Raw genomic sequence first — 6,051 nt, forward strand, 5'->3', positions numbered from 1 at the left:
TTACCTGCGTTTACGGACTTTTTTAGATTTGGTTTTCTTCTTTTTTGACACCTTTTTCTTTTTCTTTTTTGAAGTGGGTTTTTTCCACTTTTGAGAGGATTTTACTTTTGCTAGTTTAAAATAAACCAGTATTTGCCCCTTTCTTAATTTAGTTCCTTTGATTCTATTTATTCGCTTTAGCTCAGAAATGCTGAGTCCTAATTTCCTTGCCACCCTTGAAAGCGTTTCCCCACTTCTAACTTTATACGTATATCTTCTTGCCACTGGAGATGGTTCTTCTACTGACTGAGAAGTGTCTATTTCTAACAAATCTGGTGCTGTCAAATCTACTCTCGCAGAATCTAAAATTTGAGCTCTATTCTTTAAAAAGTAGGGAAAACGACTTCTAGGTATATGTACCTTAACTTGTTGCGCATTTTTGGGCAAAAAATGCGACAGAATATGCGGATTAAGGCGCTTCAAGGTATCTAATGAAAACCCCGTTAATTGTGTTAGGGTGTTCAAATTCAAGTAACCGCTGACCAGAATACTATCTTTCGGAATATCAATGGCCCAATTCTCCGGCTGAATAGAATGATCCCAATGGTAATTCATCATGTAGGTTATCGCAATGAATTGAGGAACATAAGCCCTTGTTTGGGCAGGTAAGCAAGCATAAATCCCCCAAAAATCATTCGAACCTCCACAGCGACGCATCGCTCTTTTCACGTTAGAAGGCCCCGTATTGTAAGCCGCTAAGGCAAGATGCCAATCTCCAAATGTTTTATACAGTCTTTTCAAATATTGACATGCCGCGTCTGTCGCTCTTTCGGCATCGAATCGCTCATCAATATATTGATCCACCCGCATCCCAAAGTCCCCTCTCGCTGTATAGGGCATAAATTGCCATAAACCACCTGCTCCCTTATTTGAAATGGCCTTATTTTCCAAACCTGACTCAATCAGCGACAAATATTTCAATTCATCAGGTAGGCCATATTTCTTTAAATACTTCTCATACAAGGGGAAATAGATATCCTTACGCTCTAACATGCGCTGGGTAAAACTTGCCTTGCGAAAGGCAAAAATTTCGACAAACTGGTGCGTGATAATATTGTAATGTAATGGAATCTCGTTCTCCAACTTTTTTAAACGATCTTGAATTACTCCAGGGTCGATACTGAAAGCCGGGGGACCACCTTGCTCTACTTTGGCCAATGAATCAATTTGATTTAAATCATAGGCAGTTTGATAGGCCCCCGTTATTTGTCCATAGGAAATAGAGGAGATAAATAAACAAGAAAGAAGAACAAATCTATTCCAAATCATCGCTTAATATTTCACCTATATGTAACAATTTATCTTCTTGAAATGGACTGGCCATCAGTTGAAATCCCATCGGTAAACCTACGGAATCGGTTCCCATCGGTATGGAAAGACCCGGAATTCCTGCCACATTGGCTTGAACCGTAAACAAATCTCCCAAATACATTTGAATCGGATCAAGTGTCTTTTCCCCCAAGCGATAGGCTGTCGATGAGGTCGTAGGAGAAATAATAAAATCATACTCAGCTAAAATAGCGAGCGTTTTGTCTTGAATTAATCGACGTACTTTTTGGGCCTTCGTATAATAAGCATCATAATAATCCGCACTCAAAACAAAGGTGCCTAACATAATACGGCGCTGTACTTCTTCTCCAAAACCTTCTTGACGCGTACGCTTGTATAGCTGCATTAAATCAAACGGATTAGCCGTTCGATGTCCAAACTTCACTCCATCAAATCGAGCTAAATTAGAACTCGATTCAGCCGTAGTTAATACATAATAGGTGGGTAACAACTGATCAATATATGGAAATTCAACGCCTTCTACGGTATATCCCATACCCTTTAATTTATCCACTTGCGCTTCAAATGCCGTTTTAATCTCCGGTTGAAGACTTGGATGCTCCACTACTTCCTTGATGTAAGCGACACGCTTTTTATCCTGCTGAGCTACAGGAAGAGTTGAACTCAAGGTACTATCCTGACCATCGTCACCTTTAATGATATCTAATACTAAACGGGCATCCGAAACATAGTTTGAAATAGGACCAATGGTATCAAATGAGGACGCATAAGCAATTAAACCCCAACGAGAAACTAATCCATAGGTAGGTTTTAAACCAACCACTCCACAAAATGCAGCGGGCATACGGATAGATCCTCCTGTATCGGTACCTAAAGAAACCTGGCACATTCCGGCTTGAACAGCCACTGCAGAACCACCAGAACTTCCTCCAGCCACGAAGGCCGGATTCGCGAAATTCAGAACTGGACCATACGCCGAATTTTCATTGGTACTCCCCATTCCAAACTCATCACAGTTTTGACGACCTATGATAATCGCATCCTCATCCAACAAACGCTGAACTGCCGTAGCTGAGAAAGTCGATTTAAACGTATCGAGAATTTTACTTCCAGCATACGAATGATGCCCTTCATAACAAAGTAAATCTTTAATACCTATGACTAAACCTGCCAATTTACCTGCTGTCCCACCTTTAATTCTATCATCAACAAGCACAGCCCGGGCAATAGCTTCTTCCTCATACACTTCTAAAAAAGCATTCAGGGCTTTATTGTGTGCATGAATTTGATCTAAATGGCTCGCGACAATCGAAGAAACAGAAAGCTCACCCGCTAACAATTTCTCCCTAATTTTCGCATAGGGCTGACTCGTATAACTCATTAAAAATGGGAATCTTTATAAACACAAAAGCATAGTTGAATTTCTTCAACTATGCAGATATAGAGAAATAGAGTGACTTATTCTTTCGTATCGTCTAACTCCTTATTGATTTGATCTTTTACATCATTCTTCGCATTTTGAAACTCGCGAATACCTTTGCCTAAGCCTTTCATCAATTCCGGTAGTTTCTTGCCTCCAAAAAACAACAAAATCAATAAACCGATCAGTAACATTTCGCCACCACCGAGGCTATTTAAAAATAATAATATGCTTGCAGTCATCATATCGTGTTTTGTCTAAATTTTCGTAAATATATTTAAAAAAGGTTAATTATTCGTGTATTTAAAGATGTTTTTCAAACTCATCAAGCTCCTCTTTGATCGCCTTCCCTACCCAAACTACGATGGCTAAATCATCTGCAAAACCCACTAATGGCAAAAAGTCTGGAATGAAGTCAAAAGGCATCACAAAATAGAGTAAAGCGGCTGTAATTTTTATTAACGTTTTAACTGGTAGTTTAGTATATGAACCTTGAACATAAGCTTTAATCAATTCACTAAAAAGGATAATGTAGCGATTCAATAATTTCACAACCGTTAAATCACTGGAAGCGGCCGTTTCTTGCACCTTTCTCAATGCTCCCTTGATCAAAGATAATAATCCTACTTGATTTTGAGAAAAGAGCATTTCACTCTTATTCATTGCTTCTTTAAAAAAATGGGAGTCGACAATACGCTTTACCCAAGTCCCAGATTGTGACATAATAATTTCGATTAATGCTTAAATATAATGAAATCATTTAAGGATTTGTCGTATTTTTGTATCGTTTTTTGAATCATACTTACCAAAAATTATAACAATGAAAATCACAGTAGTAGGAGCAGGTGCTGTAGGAGCAACTTGTGCTGACAACATTGCCAGAAAAGAATTGGCAGATGAATTAGTTTTATTAGATATCAAAGAAGGTATCGCAGAAGGTAAAACATTAGATATGTATCAAACAGCTAGCTTGTTAGGTTTTGATACTACGCTAATCGGATCTACTAGTGATTACACAAAAACAGCTAATTCAGATGTTGTGGTGATTACTTCCGGACTTCCACGTAAACCAGGTATGACTCGTGAGGAGTTAATCGGAGTGAATGCAGGAATCGTGAAAAGTGTGGTAGAAAATATCTTAAAATATTCGAAAAACCCGATTATCGTTATCATCTCTAATCCAATGGATACGATGACTTATTTAACGAAATCAATTGCTGGTTTAGACAAGCACCGCATCATTGGTATGGGTGGTACTTTAGATTCGGCTCGCTTCAAGTGCTATTTAGCAAAAGCGATGGATGTGTCCATCAATGATATCTCAGGAACCGTTATCGGAGGCCACGGAGATACAACGATGATTCCATTGAAGCGCTTAGCAACCTATAACGGTGTTCCTGTATCTCAATTCTTAGATGATTCAACTTTAGACAAAGTTGTGGCAGATACGATGGTAGGTGGAGCTACACTAACCGGCTTATTAGGAACTTCTGCTTGGTACGCACCAGGTGCCGCAGGAGCTGCCTTAGTAGAAGCGATTGTTCGTGATGAGAAGAAAATCATGGCATGTTGTGTATCTCTTGAAGGAGAATATGGCCAAAAAGATATCTGCCTAGGTGTTCCTGTCGTTTTAGGCAAGAATGGGTGGGAGAAAATCGTAGACTATAAATTAACTGAAGACGAGCAAGCTGCTTTCAATAAGTCAGCTGAAGCGGTTCGCAATATGAACTCGGTATTAGATACCTTGTCTCTGTAATTTTACAAAGTTGAATAAAAAAGCCTCTCCTATTTAGTTAGGAGAGGCTTTTTTATGGTCTGACAGTGGTCAGTGGACAGTAGTCGATACTTTATTTTGATCGAATGGCTATCACTGGATCCATCTTAGCAGCCACCCAAGCTGGAATAATCCCAGAAAGAATACCGATAAAACTAGAGATGAATAAACCCGTCACAATATTCTTCATAGAAAGAACTAATGGTAAGGCATCCTGTGGAATGAGGGTTAGTAAGACGACTAAACCAATTCCGACTAATCCACCAATCAAACTTAAGAACACCGCCTCGAATAAGAACTGAAAAAGAATAAAATAATTCTTAGCCCCTAGTGATTTCTGAATACCAATGATGTTTGTTCTCTCCTTCACCGAAACGAACATAATATTTGCGATACCAAAACCTCCCACTAAAAGTGAAAATCCAGCAATAAGGGCCCCTGCTATGTTTAAGGCGGCAAAAATGCCATCAAAAAACTGATTTAATCCATCTAAACGATTCACGGCAAAATTTGCCTCTTGTTTAGGCTTAATAGAACGTAATGAACGCATTAAACCTGTTACCTCTCCTTCTAATTCTTCTTGACCGATATCGTCATCCATCGCTTTAATTGCGATATCTGGTGCTGGCTTATCTTTTTGAAATACAGCTGAAAAGGTTGAATAAGGAATAAATACCTTTTCATCTGGAGTACCTCCAAAACCTAGCATATCGTTTCCTTTCTTCTCAATAATACCAATTACTTGAAACTTGATACCATTTAATTTAATCTGATCCCCTACAATGGCCTGAAGATTCTCAGAGACTTTAGTCCCTATAATCACCACATTTAAAGCATTTTCTGATTCAATAGGCAAAAAATAGCGTCCCGCTTGAATAGGCACACTCGTAATTTGATTATAATCATAACTTGCACCCGTCATATTCACGTCCATACTAGAACTTTCTTTAGTCGCTGAAGCTGAACGCCCATTATCAATAATGGCAATCGCTTTAGCTGACTTCAAATTGTCTTTCAAAAACTGAAATTCCGTGTATTTCATCTCAGGACGATTCAAATACTTCCACCAAGGGTAGTTATTCTGCATTAACCAAGGCCATTTTCCTACATATAAAACACCTGAACCAGCGAAAGAATCAATTTCGGAACGAATGTTCTTATTTAGGGAATCTACGGCTGTAAACACGGCCACGATAGCAAAAATTCCAACACTCACCCCTAAAAGGGATAAAGTTGTGCGCAAGATGTTCGAGCGCAATGCCTGGTAGGCAAAAATCAAACTTTCGTAAACTTGAATTAAAAATTTCATAGGATTCTGATATAATTCAAATTTAGAAAATTAATCACAAGAAATCGGGGAACTTTTATGAACAGAGCTTATAAACTTTAAATGGCAATATGAAGGTAAGATTGGATTTCGTAAATTCACTTTCCATTTAGGAATTATGAGCTGGAGTAATTACGAGGTACGTTTATTGAAGGACCATTTTGAGGGTCAATTGTTTTTTGACGAAAGTCAATCAGCAAG

The 6,051-nt window shown here is 38.5% G+C and carries 6 protein-coding genes; 1 reads left to right on the plus strand and 5 read right to left on the minus strand.

Annotated elements, in window-relative coordinates; genetic code table 11:
• From ACILP5_RS08580 to ACILP5_RS08595, 4 genes are all read right to left on the minus strand, one after another.
• On the minus strand, positions 1-1,308 hold the full coding sequence (locus tag ACILP5_RS08580; RefSeq protein WP_395618247.1) for a transglycosylase SLT domain-containing protein: 1,308 nt from the start codon (positions 1,306-1,308) through the stop codon (positions 1-3).
• A complete protein-coding gene (gene gatA, locus ACILP5_RS08585; RefSeq protein WP_395618248.1) occupies positions 1,295-2,710 on the minus strand; it encodes an Asp-tRNA(Asn)/Glu-tRNA(Gln) amidotransferase subunit GatA in 1,416 nt (471 codons plus the stop codon). The genes ACILP5_RS08580 and gatA overlap by 14 nt, the downstream gene beginning before the upstream one ends.
• A 77-nt stretch (positions 2,711-2,787) precedes the next feature.
• A complete protein-coding gene (locus tag ACILP5_RS08590) occupies positions 2,788-2,991 on the minus strand; it encodes a twin-arginine translocase TatA/TatE family subunit (RefSeq protein ID WP_130896812.1) in 204 nt (67 codons plus the stop codon).
• Between the two features lie 61 nt (positions 2,992-3,052).
• On the minus strand, positions 3,053-3,472 hold the full coding sequence (locus ACILP5_RS08595; protein WP_395618249.1) for a YkvA family protein: 420 nt from the start codon (positions 3,470-3,472) through the stop codon (positions 3,053-3,055).
• 97 nt (positions 3,473-3,569) lie between these two features.
• On the opposite strand from ACILP5_RS08595, the gene mdh reads away from it, so the two are divergent.
• Positions 3,570-4,505: a malate dehydrogenase gene (mdh, locus tag ACILP5_RS08600; RefSeq protein WP_395618250.1), complete on the plus strand. Its 936-nt coding sequence runs from the start codon at positions 3,570-3,572 to the stop codon at positions 4,503-4,505.
• A 91-nt stretch (positions 4,506-4,596) separates the two neighbouring features.
• Here mdh and ACILP5_RS08605 read toward each other — a convergent pair whose 3' ends face one another.
• Positions 4,597-5,832 (minus strand): ABC transporter permease, encoded by a 1,236-nt coding sequence (locus ACILP5_RS08605; RefSeq protein WP_395618251.1) that lies wholly within the window; start codon positions 5,830-5,832, stop codon positions 4,597-4,599.
• Between the last annotated feature and the right edge of the window lie 219 nt (positions 5,833-6,051).

It is taken from the genome of Aquirufa sp. (assembly GCF_044239315.1).
Taxonomy (GTDB): domain Bacteria; phylum Bacteroidota; class Bacteroidia; order Cytophagales; family Spirosomataceae; genus Aquirufa.